General features: G+C 70.6%; 10 protein-coding genes and 1 pseudogene. 4 read left to right on the forward strand and 7 right to left on the reverse strand.

The features are described from left to right. Window positions 1-373: 373 nt before the first annotated feature. From AB0D04_RS13985 to AB0D04_RS14015, 7 genes and pseudogenes are all read right to left on the reverse strand, one after another. Window positions 374-1,684: an MFS transporter gene (locus AB0D04_RS13985; RefSeq protein WP_362702659.1), complete on the reverse strand. Its 1,311-nt coding sequence runs from the start codon at window positions 1,682-1,684 to the stop codon at window positions 374-376. Between the two features lie 72 nt (window positions 1,685-1,756). Then, window positions 1,757-2,266 (reverse strand): hypothetical protein, encoded by a 510-nt coding sequence (locus AB0D04_RS13990; protein WP_362702660.1) that lies wholly within the window; start codon window positions 2,264-2,266, stop codon window positions 1,757-1,759. Window positions 2,267-2,304: 38 nt separating this feature from the next. Continuing rightward, window positions 2,305-3,543: a hypothetical protein gene (locus tag AB0D04_RS13995; protein ID WP_362702661.1), complete on the reverse strand. Its 1,239-nt coding sequence runs from the start codon at window positions 3,541-3,543 to the stop codon at window positions 2,305-2,307. A 159-nt stretch (window positions 3,544-3,702) separates the two neighbouring features. After that, a complete protein-coding gene (locus tag AB0D04_RS14000; RefSeq protein ID WP_362702662.1) occupies window positions 3,703-3,858 on the reverse strand; it encodes a hypothetical protein in 156 nt (51 codons plus the stop codon). A gap of 225 nt (window positions 3,859-4,083) precedes the next feature. Beyond that, on the reverse strand, window positions 4,084-5,583 hold the full coding sequence (locus AB0D04_RS14005; RefSeq protein ID WP_362702770.1) for a M81 family metallopeptidase: 1,500 nt from the start codon (window positions 5,581-5,583) through the stop codon (window positions 4,084-4,086). Continuing rightward, a complete protein-coding gene (locus AB0D04_RS14010) occupies window positions 5,502-5,957 on the reverse strand; it encodes an ROK family protein (protein WP_362702663.1) in 456 nt (151 codons plus the stop codon). Before AB0D04_RS14010 ends, AB0D04_RS14005 begins: the two co-directional genes overlap by 82 nt. Window positions 5,958-5,994: 37 nt before the next feature. Continuing rightward, window positions 5,995-6,654, reverse strand: a pseudogene (locus AB0D04_RS14015) (hypothetical protein); the annotation flags it as partial. On the opposite strand from AB0D04_RS14015, the gene AB0D04_RS14020 reads away from it, so the two are divergent. Genes AB0D04_RS14020 through AB0D04_RS14035 form a run of 4 tightly spaced genes read left to right on the forward strand, consistent with a single transcriptional unit; the run spans window position 6,545 to window position 12,250 of the window. Further along, window positions 6,545-8,365 (forward strand): peptide ABC transporter substrate-binding protein, encoded by a 1,821-nt coding sequence (locus AB0D04_RS14020; protein WP_362702771.1) that lies wholly within the window; start codon window positions 6,545-6,547, stop codon window positions 8,363-8,365. The pseudogene AB0D04_RS14015 and the gene AB0D04_RS14020 overlap by 110 nt on opposite strands. Further along, window positions 8,362-9,312: an ABC transporter permease gene (locus AB0D04_RS14025; protein ID WP_362702665.1), complete on the forward strand. Its 951-nt coding sequence runs from the start codon at window positions 8,362-8,364 to the stop codon at window positions 9,310-9,312. Before AB0D04_RS14020 ends, AB0D04_RS14025 begins: the two co-directional genes overlap by 4 nt. Next, complete coding sequence (locus AB0D04_RS14030; RefSeq protein WP_362702666.1) at window positions 9,309-10,199, forward strand: ABC transporter permease; 891 nt, start codon at window positions 9,309-9,311, stop codon at window positions 10,197-10,199. Before AB0D04_RS14025 ends, AB0D04_RS14030 begins: the two co-directional genes overlap by 4 nt. Before the next feature lie 8 nt (window positions 10,200-10,207). Beyond that, complete coding sequence (locus AB0D04_RS14035) at window positions 10,208-12,250, forward strand: ABC transporter ATP-binding protein (protein WP_362702668.1); 2,043 nt, start codon at window positions 10,208-10,210, stop codon at window positions 12,248-12,250. The last annotated feature ends 97 nt before the right edge of the window (window positions 12,251-12,347 follow it).

Consider the following 12,347-nt stretch of genomic DNA (forward strand, 5'->3'; position numbering starts at 1 on the left):
CCACCCACGGTCACGCTCGGCTGCGGAAACCGCAGTGCAGGACGGGCAGTTGGAGTGGTGACGACGCGGCCGCGGATGCGCGGCACGAGGGGCGAGCCGCCGGGGCGGGTGCGGTGTCGCGCCGGTCCGGCGGCAGTAGCCGGCCGAGGGGCCGCTGTCGGCCGACCTTGACCTTCCGCATCATCGCCCCCCGACGTGACCTGGTGATGGGACGGCCGACCCGGTGGTGTCCAACGGGAGTCGTTCCGTCATGGTTGATCTATGACAAGACCAAAGGTGCTCTAAAAGTGAAGCATCAAGGCTTCTCCTGTGATAACGGGAAATGACGCCATGTTTGGCGATTTCCGGCCGAGTTGGCATCGTGTGTCAGCCGTCATCGCGCCCGCTCCGTACGCCCGGCCCGCTCGGTCGCGTCGGGCGGGGCCGGTGTCATGCGCGCGGGGGGCCGGGCCGCCGCTGCGATGACGGGCACGATCGCCAGCGCGAGGATCCCGCCCGCGAGCGCCAGTACCGGGTAGCCGCCCAGCACCACGACCAGGCCCGACGACATGCCGCCGGCCGCACCGGCGATCGCGATACCGACATCCACCAGTCCCTGCGCCGAGGCGCGACGGGCCGGCGGCAGCGCGTCGGTGACCATGGCGGTGCCGCTGACCAGCCCGAAGTTCCAGCCGAGACCCAGCAGGACCAGCGCCGCGGCCAGGGCGGGCACCGCGTGCGGCGGCGCCACGGCGGCCAGGACCCCGGAGCCGAGCAGGATCACCGCGGAGGCGCCGGCGACCCACCGCCGGCCGACCCGGTCGACGAGCAGGCCGGTGAGCGGCGAGGGCAGGAACATCGCCCCGACATGCAGGGCGATGACCAGCCCGGCGGATTGCGTGGAGTGCCCGTGCGCCCGCATGTGCACCGGCGTCATCGTCATGATCGCGATCATGACGAGCTGGGTGAGGACCATGACGGTGGTGCCGGTGACCAGACCTCGGCGGTCCGGCCGGTCGGACGCCGTTGCCGTGCCGCCGTCGGCGCCCGGCGCCGGAGCGTCCTGCGCCGGCGCGCGGGCCAGCCGCAGCGGATCGGGGCGCAGCAGACAGGCCAGTACGACCGCGGCCGAACCGAAGGCGACGACGGCCAGCAGAAACGGCCCGGCGAGGCGGGGAATGCCCCATGCGTGCGCCACATCTCCTGTGACGGTCACCAAGTTGGGGCCGACGACCGCGCCGAGTGTCGTGGCGAAGAGCACCGTGCTCACCGCGCGGCCGCGGCGCGCGGGCGAGGCCAGATCCGCTCCCGCGTAGCGTGCCATCAGGTTGGTCGAGGTGCCGGCTCCGTAGACGAGCAGAGCCAGAAACAGCAACGGAACGCTGCCGACGGCGGCCGCCGCGACGACGCCGAGGCTGCCCAGGGCTCCGACGCCGTAGCCGAGCGCGAGTCCAGGCCGCCGGCCCCAGCGCTGGCAGATACGGCCGATGCCGACGGCGCCGATGGCGGCCCCGGCGGTGAACAGGGCGCTGGGCACACCGGCCAGCCCGGTCGAGCCGAGCATCTCCTCGGCGAGCAGCGCGCCGACGGTGATCCCGGCCGCCAGGCCCGCACCGCTGAGGACCTGGGACAGCACCAGGACGGCGAGTATCCGCCGCTGCGCGGGCACTTCACCCGGGGGCGAATCGCCGTTCCGAGCCCTCATGATTCCTTTCCCAGCCCTGTCGGAAATGTCGATGCGGGCATGAATTCCGTTGCGGCGGATGTGGCGGGACGCTCACGCCGCCATCGGTTCCAGCGCCCCGATCTCCGTGAGCGACAGTCCCATCTGTGCATGCAGAAAGCGGACGATCGTCCAGTGCGGCAGCGCTCCTTCGTCGAACGGCCCGAACTCCTGGCAATACAGGGGTATCCAGCGCAGCGCCTCTTCGAGAGCCTGCTCCCGGCCCGGCTCCTGCTGGTAGTCCTCGTAGGCGATGCTGCGGTGCTCGATGAAGAATTTCCCCGGCAGTCTTTCCTCGCACAGCGTGCGGTATTCGCGGGTCTGCAGGATGAGGTAATGCCAGATCTCGTCGATGTCCTGCTCCACCGGCAGGAAGAGGCCGCTGAGCCGGTCGCGGTGCCGGGAGACGAGATAGAGATAGCGCAGGCACTCGGTGATCTGACGCTCCACGAACTCCCGTGACGCGTCGGTCTTTTCGGCGAAGTGCGTCACCACCTCGGAGTGCAGCGAATCGCCGAGCAGCGCCTTGAGATCGGCGGCGGATATCCGCGGCTGACTGGTCATGCTTCTCCTGTCCGGGGGAAGTGGGATTTCCGGGTGGTTCAGGCACCGTTCGCGAGCCAGGCGTATTTCCCCGACTTCCCGATGGGGATGTGCGCACGGTGGTCCAGCCGGCAGCGCCGGCCGGTGAGTTCCTGGACGCCGCGTTCCAGCGCCGAGGCCTCGGCCGCCGCAACGGGCACACCGTTGAACGTCGTGCAGGCCAGCCGGGCTTCGTCGGTGCCTGTCAGCTGCAACTGGTGCACAAAGACCTGCGAGGACGCCTCGGCCACGCACCGGTCGAGGTCGCCCTGTGCGACGGGGCCGTGCGGGGAGCCGAGCAATTCCTTTTCCCGGCCGCAGAATTGGGAGATCTTGGCGGGGTCGGGTGTGCCGTCCAGCGTGCGTACGCAGTCTCCCGAGCGGTACCGGATCAGCGGCATGTGCGGGTTGCGCACACTGGACACGACAAGGTGGTGGATCCCGCTGCCGGGGGCGACCGGGACGAGTTCCACGCTCATTTTGTCGAGGTGGGGGTGGTACCGGCCGCGACGGTCGCTGAAGAAGAGATAGCCGAGCTCGGTACTGCCGAACAGGTCGATGATCGGGCAGGCGAAATGCTGCTCCAGGAAACGCCGGACGTTCACCGGTGTGTATTCGTAGGCGTGGATGATGCTGGCGGGCGGTGGGAATGCGTCCCACAGACCGTACTCGTCCACCTTTCGCAGCAGATGCGCGAGGTGATAGCCGGAGCAGTCGAGGTGATACCAGCCGCGCGGATGCGCCTGCGCGGCCGTCCGGATCTCCTCGAGCATCCGCTCCACCTCGTCGCGCTCCCAGAGCGCGGGGTCGAGCCGCAGATTGAGATAGCAGGTGCGCTCATCGAGCCACCGGTCGTCCAGGGGCGGCACCAAAGCCGCGTCCGTGCCGCGCTTCTTCGCGTTCACGCGGGCCACGTGTTCCGTCGCCAGCACCGTGGTCAGCGAAACGCGCCGGCAGCCCGCCTCCCAGGTGCCGGCGATATCCGGGTGCTCGCGCCACAACTGGTAGTAGGAATTCAGGAGGAAATACGGGGGCCGGATGATCTGCATACGGGCGTGGTTGGTGCCCGTGGAGAGCACGAACTCGGCCTCGCCGGCCTTCAGCGCCGCGGCCAGCCGGGGCGTCATCCAGTTGTCGGGAAAGCCCCGGGCCATCTCCGGCTTGTCCAGTATCGGGAAGTGCCCCCGCTCCACCGACTCGCGGTAGATCGGAATGTCGCGGATCTGCTCGATGACCTCGGCGGTCGGCTGACCATCCATGAATCCCTCATATGTGCTCGGAACGTGGGCGCATGCGGGCGCATTCGGGGCGCTGCGCCCGGCAGCGGTCCGGCGGCGGGAACAGTGCCACCGGACCGCCGCCGGCCGTCATCGACCGGCCACCGGGCCGGTCAGCGGACGACGGTCAGCGGACGACGGTCAGGAGATACAGCCGGTCTTCTTGGCCACGCTGATGCAGCCGGACTTGGGAGCGGCGCTGATGCAGCCGTCCTTCGCCGCCTGCTGCGCCGAGTTGGCTGCCAGCCAGCCTTGCCAGACATCGTCCTGAGCCATCTTCTTGATGAGCTGCTCCATGAGTGACCTCCGAAAGGGTGTGGGGAGTGCGGCGCTGACCTGCACTGATGCCGCACCCGTCGAACGTAAAATCCACACCAATTGACTGTCAAGGAAAGGTAATGTGATCTCGATGGTAACCGTGCTCCGTGCGCCAACTTTGGCGGAATCACGTCGAGACGCGCGCTAACGGGATCAAAGTGATGAGGCGTCAGTTTCAGGGCGGCCGGTGCGCCGCAGGACCGGCTACAGCAGCACGGGCGTGAGGTCCGGGTCCTCGAATCCCTCGTCGTCGAACGGGTAGAGCGGCCGCCGTACCTTGTGGTGGCCCAGTCGCGGCAGATCCTGGTCCACGCCGCCCGGGGTGAGCGCCAGGAGCCAGTCCGCGGCCATGGCGTACAGCTCCGGTTCCAGATAGCCGATCTTGACGACCACCAGGTCGTACGCGAGCGGATCCAGTGCCCCGAAGTCGGCGCGGGTATGGAATGGCTTGCGGCGCTCGGTCAGTACCACCGTCACCCCGCCGCGGGTGACGGCCGCGGTCCGCCCGCCGCCGTCATGGGCCGGATTGCCGCGCAGGGCGCCGGAGCCGGGCGCGGACGGGCCCTCCAGCGCGGTGACCGTGCCGGTCAGTTCGTACGGCTCGGCGTGCGGGCCGGTGCCCGCGCTGATGCGGCCGCCGACGGAGAGCGTGACCTCGGCGCCCACCCCCGCGGCCCAGCAGACGGCGACGGCCTCCGGGTCGGTGATGCCGGGATGCAGCGCGGTGACCCGGCCGCACGCCAGGTCGTCGTGGGCCAGCAGGCGGCGAAGCATGTACGCCAGGTCGCCGGCGCCGCCCGCGGTGGGGTTGTCGCCGGAGTCGCTGATCAGGAAGGGGCGGGCGGTGGACCGCACGGCGCCGGCGATGCAGTCGTCCGCGCCGCCGGTCGGGCCGACGAAGAGGAAGTCGCGGCGGGCGTTCCAGTACCGGCGGGCCAGCAGTCCGGCCTGGGAAACCGCCAGCTCGGGGTCGTCGGCGCTCACCACCACCGCGGCCCGGCAGCGTTCCTCGTCTGCCCAGGCGTAGCCCACCCAGATCGCCGCGTCGACGATCCCTTCCCGTGCCTCCACCGAACTGAGCTGTCCGTAAAGGGACTTGGCGGGCTCCAGTCGGGTGCTGGTCTTATCGCCGGGGAGGAGGACCGGGATCTGCACCCAGGCGCGATGCGGCCGCCCCGTCCCGGCCTCCAGCCGCGCCACGAGCTTCCGGGCGGCCCGCTCCCGTGTCTCCCAGGCGTCCTCGTGCGGGGCCAGACGGTGCGCGGTGAGCAGATCGAGTCGCTCGGCGAAGCGGCGCGAGACATTGCCGTGCAGGTCCATGGCGGCCGAGATGAGCGTGCCTCGCCCGGTCGCCGCCCGTACCGCGTCGGTCAGATCGGCCTCCGCGTCCGTCATCCCCATCACACTCATCGCGCCGTGAATGTCGTAGACCAGGCCGTCCAGCGGTTCCGTCGCCCTTATCCGGCCGATGAGTTCGCCCTTGATGCGGTCGTACGCCGCCCGCTCCACGGGGCCGCCGGGCAGCGAGACGGCGTGCACCAGCGGCACCCATTCGACGCGTTCCGCCAGATCGGCGTCCGGCCGGGTCCAGGTGTACCGGTTCAGCAGTTCGTCGCCCCGCGTCACGCGGAAGTCGTCATAGGTGGAGCGGTGCGGGCAGAACTGGCTGGATTCGATGGCCATACCGCCGATGCCGATCCGCAGGCGGCGTGCGGCGGGCGCGGGCACGAGGGGCGTGCGGGCCATGGGGGCTCACCTTCCGTGGACGGTGGGGGGAGTTCGCGCAGGGCGGCATGGCCTGCGCCGAGCAGGCCCGCGTCCGGGCCGCAGGCGGCGGCCCTGATGATCAGTTCGCCGGTCGCCATCGGCAGGCAGCGCTCGTAGAGCACCCCGCGGAGGGCGGCGACCAGCGGTTCCGCGCCGGAGAGCGCGCCGCGCAGGATCACCGCCTCGGGATGGAAGAAGTTCACCACCACGGCCAGTACGGCTCCGATGTCCCGGCCCGCCTGCCGTACGAGGGTGGACGAGATGACGCAACGCCGGGCGGACGGCGCGGTGTTCGCCCAGCGCCGGCACATTGGCGTCGTTGTCGACCAGGACCGGCAGGCCCAGCCGGTCGGCGAGCCGCTCGCGCAGGTCGAACAGGTGCCGGCCGGGCATCCGGGACGGGGCGCTGATCCGCTCGCTGAGGGTGTCCACCGGGCCGGGGAAGCCGACGCCGACGCCGACGCCGCGTACGGTCCGCCCGGCCGCGCGCTGCCGCTCGGCCAGTGCGGTCAGCCGCTCGGCGAGGACGTCCAGGGCGGAGACCGTGGAGGCCGCCAGGCCCAGCTTCCGTACGAGATCGGCACGGGAGGCGGCGGAGCCGTTCGCGACGAGTTCGAGGACCTGCGCGGCGGATCCGGACTGCTCGTCGGGGGCCATGGCGTGGCGCCTTTCGTGCGGAGAACTGACGCGCTTTTGGCGGACTTTCTTCGGGGGCGCGAAATAAGTCAATCCGCTCAACTGCCCGCCAGTAAACCTCAGTTCGGGTGTTTCGCCAAGGTCTTGACTTCCTTTCTCGGCCGTCCGTACTTTGCTCGCATTCTTCGACCGGTCGATCCCCGGAGGCGGCATGGGCGTGCGCGGCAGACGACTACGCGGGCCCCTGGGGCGCCTGTTGGCCGTGGTCCTGTTCGGTGTCCTCGCGCAGGCCGGCTGCGGGCCGCGTGGCAACGTTGTCACCGATCTGGGTCCCACCGGCGGCACCCCCGTGGCGGGTGGCACCGTCACCATGGCCCTGCCGCCCGCCGCCACCCCCAACTGGATCTTCCCGATCGGCGCCCCCGGATATCTGGCGAGCTACAACAGCGCCGTCCAGAACCTGCTGTTCCTGCCCCTGTTCGCGCCCGAGAAAAAGGGCGCCGCGCTGACCATGGATTCCCCGCACAGCCTCGCCCGGCCGCCCCGGTACAGCGACGGCAACAAGACCGTCACCATCACGCTGAAGAAGGGCTACGAGTGGTCCGACGGCACACCCGTCACCACCCGCGATGTGAAGTTCTGGTTCGACCTGATCAAGCACAACAAGGAGGAATGGGCGGGCTATTCGCCGGGGCTGATGCCGGACGACGTCAACGCCTTCGAGAGCGTCGACGACCGGACCTTCCGGCTCCGGCTGGACCGCGGCTACAACCCGGCCTGGTTCACCGCCAATGAACTCCAGGACGCCGTCGCCCTGCCCGCACACGCCTGGAACCCCGGCCACCAGGACCCCAAGAAGGCCTTTTCCCGGCTGCTGCGACACGCCAAACGCTTCTCGCACTTCGCCACCGATCCGCTCTGGAAGACCGTCAACGGGCCCTGGACGGTGGAGAAATGGACCACCTCGGGACAGGTGTCACTGATCCCCAACAGGAAATACCGCGGTCCCGACAAGCCGCACCTCGACCGGGTGGTCCTCAAGCCCTTCACCACCGCCGACTCGGAATTCAATGTGCTGCGCGCCGGCGGCGTCGATTACGGCTATATTCCGCCGTCCGTGATGGCGCAATCGGCCAAGTTCAAGGAGATGGGCTATCGCATCGACCCCTGGGAGGGCTGGGCGGTCACTTACATCGTCCTCAATTACCACCACCCCACCGCCGGGCCGCTGCTCCGCCAGAGCTATCTCCGCCAGGCGCTCCAGCATCTGATCGACCAGAAGGCGATCTCCAGGGTGATCTGGCACGGCAGCGCCGCCCCCACGCTCGGCCCGGTCCCCGCGAGCCTCCTGGACGGCGACCCGTATCCGTACGACCCGAGGAAGGCGCGGGTGCTGCTGGCCGCGCACGGCTGGGCCGGCCGGGGCGGCGTCCTGCGCTGCGTACGGCCCGGAAGCGGCGCGGGGCAGTGCGGTACGGGCATCGTGGACGGCCAGGAGCTGCGGCTCTCGCTGCTCTCGCAGTCCGGCTCGACCGAGACCTCCAACACCATGCAGGCCATCAAGTCCGAGTTCGGCAAGGCGGGCATCGTCCTCGGCATCCGGCAGCAGCCGCTCAACACCGTTCTGGGCACCACCGTCCCCTGCAAGACGTCCGAACCCCTCTGCTCTGAATGGCAGCTCGGCTTCTTCGGCACCCAGGGCAGCTGGTACTTCCCGCCCGATCCGAGCGGCGAGAAGATCTTTGCCACCAACGCGCCGTCCAACATGGGCAATTGGTCCGACCCGCAGACCGACCGGCTGATCCGGGACACCGCCTACTCCGACGCGCCCCCCGCCTCCGGCCGGGCGGACCCCCGCCTCGCTTCGCGCGCACTGCGCACCTACGGCCGTACGGTCGCCCGTCAGCTGCCGGTCCTGTGGACCCCCAACCCCGCCTATCAGGTCTCCGCCATTCGCAACGACCTGCGCGGCGTCGAGCAGAATCCGACCCTCTCCCTTGCGCCCCAGGACTGGTACTTCGTCAAGGCGGACGGCAAGAAGAGAGGCAGGAAGGACGGGGCGAAGGACGGCGCCGGCACATGATCCGCTTCCTGGCCACACGCCTCGCGCAGGCCGCCGTCGTACTGCTGCTGGTCTCCGTCCTCGTCTTCGTCCTGCTGCACCTGCTCCCCGGCGGCCCGGCCCGCGCCATCCTCGGCGTCCAGGCCACCCCGCAGGCCATCGCGCACTTCAACCACCAGCAGGGCTACGACCGTTCGCTGCCGCAGCAGTACCTCATGTACCTCGGGCGGCTGTGCTCCGGCGACCTGGGCGAGTCCTACAAACTCAACCAGTCCGTTGCCTCGCTGCTCGCCGAGCGCCTGCCCAAAACCGCCCTGCTGGCGGGTCTGTCCCTCGCCCTGGCCACGGTCCTTGCCGTCCCGCTGGGCATCCTGCAGGCCGTACGCCGCGGCAAGGCCGCCGACTACGTCCTGACCGGCGCGGCCTTCCTCGCCTACGCCACCCCGGTCTTCTTCCTCGGCCTGATCCTCATTCTGGTCTTCAGCCAGCAGCTCCAGCTCTTCCCCGCCGAAGCACCCCAGGCCGACACCATCGGCGGCATTCTCGCCGACCTGCCCGGACTCGTCCTCCCCGTCGTGACCACCGCGCTCGGCATCATCGCCGCCTTCAGCCGCTATACGCGCTCCGCAGTCCTCGACAACCTCAGCGAGGAATACGTCCGCACGGCGCGCGCCAAGGGCCAGTCCCACGCCCGCATCATGGCCCGGCACGTCCTGCGCAACGCCCTCATCCCGCTGGTCACCCTCCTCGGCCTCTACCTCCCCACCCTCTTCAGCGGCACCCTCGTCGTCGAGTCGACCTTCAACTACCCGGGAATGGGGCTGCTGTTCTGGAACGCGGCCCAGGGCTCGGACTTCCCCGTGCTGCTCGGCGTCACGCTCGTCGTCGGTGTCGCCACCGTCCTCGGCTCCCTGTTCACCGATATCGCCTACGCCGCCCTCGACCCGCGCATCAGGAGCGTGCCGTGACCGCCGTCGATGCCCCCGCTTCCGAGGCCGGCCTCCGTACCCCCGGCCCGGTCCGCCGCACCCTCGCCGTCTTCGCCCGCAACAAGCCCGCCCTCGCCGGCGCCCTGGTGCTGCTCGCCCTGCTCGCCTTCTGCTTCCTGGGCCCGCTGGTCCACCCCACCGACCAGATCCACACCGACCTGTCCCGGGTCGCTCTCGCGCCCGGCGCCGACCATCCGCTGGGCACCACCGACCTCGGGTACGACATGCTGGGACGGCTGATGTACGGCGGCCGCACCTCCCTCGAAGTCGGCCTGGCGGCCGGTCTGTTGGCCACCCTTTTCGGCACGGTGTACGGCGCGGTCGCGGGCCATTTCGGCGGCTGGGTGGACGCCGTGCTGATGCGGGTGACCGATGCCGCGCTCGCGATCCCGGCGCTCTTTCTGCTCGTCGTGGTCGCCGCGATCGTCACGCCCGGCAAGCCCGTCCTCATCCTGATCATCGCCTCCGTCGCCTGGCTCTCCCCGGCCCGCCTCATCCGCGGCGAGGCGCTGGCGCTGCGCGGCCGGGACTACATCCACGCAATGCGGCTGATGGGCGGCGGCGGGGGCCGGGCGGTCCTCCGCCACATCCTCCCCAACGCCATCGGCACCGTCATGGTCAACGCCACCTTCCAGATCGCCGACGCCATCCTCTACGTCGCCTATCTCTCCTTCCTGGGCCTGTCCGTCCCGCCGCCCGCCGCCGACTGGGGCTCGATGCTCTCCGCCGGCATCACCTACACCCAAGTCGGCCACTGGTGGCTGATCTTCCCGCCGGGCCTCGCCATCGTGCTGGTCGTCGCCGCGTTCCACCTCATCGGCGACGGGCTGCGGGACGCCTTCGACGTACGGCTCCGGAAGAACTGAGGCCCGTCATGACCGATCCCCTGCTGAGCATCGCCGGCCTGCGCGTCGAGATCACCGGCCGCGGCCGCACCGTCCACGCCCTCGACGGCATCGACCTCGACCTCGCGCCCGGCGGCTCGCTCGGCATCGTCGGCGAATCCGGCTGCGGCAAGACCATGACCGCGCTGTCCGTCCTGGGACTGCTGCCGCCCGGCGGCAGGATCACCGGCGGCCACGTCCACTTCGCCGGTACGGATCTGGCCGCCGCCCCGGAACCCGTCCTGCGCGGCATCCGCGGCAACACCATCGGCATGGTCTTCCAGGACCCGCTGACCTCCCTCAACCCCACCCTCACCATCGGCGCCCAGGTGGCCGAACCCCTGCTGCTGCACCGGAAGGTGCGCAAGGCCGAGGCCCGCTCCCGCGCCGAGGAGATGCTGCGGCTGGTCGGCATGCCGCGCCCCGCCGAGCGGATGAGGAACTACCCGCACCAGCTCAGCGGCGGGATGCGGCAACGCGTCGCGATCGCCATGGCGCTCATCTGCGAGCCCCGGCTGCTGATCGCCGACGAGCCGACCACCGCCCTCGACGTCACCACCCAGCACCAGATCCTGGAACTCATCGACGAGTTGCGCGCACGCCTCGGCATGGCGCTCATCCTGGTCACCCACGACCTCGGCGTGATCGCCCGCCGGGTCGACCGGGTCGCGGTGATGTACGGCGGCCGGATCGCCGAACGCGCCCCCGTACGATCCTTGTTCACCGCACCCCGGCACCGCTACACCCAGGCCCTGCTCGCCGCCGTCCCCGAATTCCCCCGGTCAGGAGCCGCCCTCACGAACGCCGCGCGTCCGCTGGCCACCATTCCCGGCCTGCCGCCGTCCCTGCTCACCCGCCCCAGCGGCTGCCGCTTCGCCCCGCGTTGCACCGTCGCCACCGATCTCTGCCGCACCTGCGAGCCGGACCTGGCAGCGGGCGATCACTCCGTCGCCTGCTTCCACCCCGCCGACGCGGCACCCGCTGCTACGGACCCGGCCGCCGAACTCCGTCCGCCCGCGCCCGCCGAGCTCCCGGCCGGTACCGGGGAACCGCTGCTGCGGCTGTCCGGCGTCGCCAAGTCCTACGCGCTGCACGGCGGCCTCGTAGCCCGCCGGAGATCGGGCACGAGGCACGCCGTGGAGCTCAGCGCGGTGGCTGGCATCTCGCTCACCGTACGGCGCGGAGAGACATTCGGCATCGTGGGGGAGTCCGGTAGTGGAAAGTCCACCCTCGGCAGGCTGGCCGTCGGCCTGGAAGCGCCCACCGAGGGCACCGTCCGCTTCGCCGGCCGCGACATCGCCACCCTGACGGGACGGGAACTGCGCGCACACCGCCGCGAGGTGCAGCTGATGTTCCAGGACTCGTACGCGTCCATGGACCCCCGGATGCGGGTGGGTGCCGTACTGCGCGAACCGCTGGCCATCCAGGGCATCGGCAACCGGGCCGAACAGCGGCGGCGGATCGCGGAGCTGCTGGACGATGTCGGACTGCCGCGGGGCGCGGTGGACCGCTATCCCCACGAGTTCTCCGGCGGCCAGCGCCAGCGCCTCGGCCTGGCCCGCGCCCTGGCCCTGGCGCCCTCGCTGGTCGTCGCCGACGAACCGGTCTCCGCCCTCGACGTCTCCGTACAGGCCCAGATCCTCAACCTGATGCACGCGCTCCAACGGGAGAAGGGGCTGGCCTATCTCTTCATCTCGCACGACCTGGCGGTGGTACGGCATCTGGCGGACACGGTCGGGGTGATGTACCTCGGCAAGCTGGTCGAGAGCGGCCCCGCCGCGCGCGTCCTCGCCCATCCGCTGCACCCGTACACCCGGGGACTGCTGGACACCGTCAATGTGCCGGACCCGGACGCCGCCCCGGCCGGCGCCCCGCTGAGCGGCGAGGCCCCTTCGGCCGCCGCGCCACCCTCCGGCTGCCGCTTCCGCACCCGCTGCCCGGCCGCCACCGCCCTGTGCGCCGCCACGGAGCCGCCGGTGGCCGAGCCGGTCAGTCCCGGTCACCGGGTGCTCTGCCATTTCCCGCTGGGGTGATCGCGGCGGTCGGGCCGGCGCCCCACGTTGTCGGCCGTCCCGCCGGTCCGCTGCGCTTTGCTCGGGCCTCACGTTGTCGGCCGTCCCGCCGTGGTGG

This window comes from Streptomyces sp. NPDC048483, assembly GCF_040651455.1.
GTDB lineage: Bacteria > Actinomycetota > Actinomycetes > Streptomycetales > Streptomycetaceae > Streptomyces.

What these genes read in the sequence shown, in the direction of transcription:
- AB0D04_RS13985 (WP_362702659.1), bottom strand. Translation starts at nt 1,684, where the DNA reads ATGAGGGCTCGGAACGGCGATTCGCCCCCGGGTGAAGTGCCCGCGCAG.
- AB0D04_RS13990 (WP_362702660.1), bottom strand. Translation starts at nt 2,266, where the DNA reads ATGACCAGTCAGCCGCGGATATCCGCCGCCGATCTCAAGGCGCTGCTC.
- AB0D04_RS13995 (WP_362702661.1), bottom strand. Translation starts at nt 3,543, where the DNA reads ATGGATGGTCAGCCGACCGCCGAGGTCATCGAGCAGATCCGCGACATT.
- AB0D04_RS14000 (WP_362702662.1), bottom strand. Translation starts at nt 3,858, where the DNA reads ATGGAGCAGCTCATCAAGAAGATGGCTCAGGACGATGTCTGGCAAGGC.
- AB0D04_RS14010 (WP_362702663.1), bottom strand. Translation starts at nt 5,957, where the DNA reads ATGTGCCGGCGCTGGGCGAACACCGCGCCGTCCGCCCGGCGTTGCGTC.
- AB0D04_RS14025 (WP_362702665.1), top strand. Translation starts at nt 8,362, where the DNA reads ATGATCCGCTTCCTGGCCACACGCCTCGCGCAGGCCGCCGTCGTACTG.
- AB0D04_RS14035 (WP_362702668.1), top strand. Translation starts at nt 10,208, where the DNA reads ATGACCGATCCCCTGCTGAGCATCGCCGGCCTGCGCGTCGAGATCACC.